The organism is Psychrobacter coccoides, from assembly GCF_017498085.1.
Classification (GTDB): Bacteria; Pseudomonadota; Gammaproteobacteria; order Pseudomonadales; family Moraxellaceae; genus Psychrobacter; species Psychrobacter coccoides.
On the sequence record NZ_JAGBKM010000059.1, the window covers coordinates 1 to 431 of the forward strand.

General features: G+C 43.4%; 1 pseudogene. It reads right to left on the bottom strand.

Annotated elements, in window-relative coordinates:
- Positions 1-431, bottom strand: a pseudogene (locus J3492_RS13055) (RNA-guided endonuclease InsQ/TnpB family protein); the annotation flags it as partial.

Below are 431 nucleotides of genomic sequence, written 5' to 3' on the forward strand. Positions count from 1 at the left end.
TTGGCTTTAACAAGCTTTGATGTGAATTTATGAATCAGATCTTGGCGGGTGTTTTTAATCTTGGCATGAATGGCCTTAACCCGTTTTTTGTTTTTAGCACGTTGGGCGATGGCCAGTTTTTCGGCGTATTGATGGGTGACTTTGATTTGTAGCTGATCACCTTCACTACTGACTGCGGCATCTTTACAGCCTAAATCAATACCGACTTGGCCCATGCCACAAACTGTTTTTGGAAATTCTTTGACGGTGACACAGGCATACCAGTGACCACGATTGTCTTGTACCAATTCGCACGTATTGATGCTGTACAGGGCTAGGTTATAGCTGTCCCATAGATCTATTGTGAGCTTTTGACGGTTAGCTAAGCTGAATTGCAGGGTGCTTTTTAGAGACTTTTTACCGCTTTGGCGCGTACTGATATGCTTAATAGC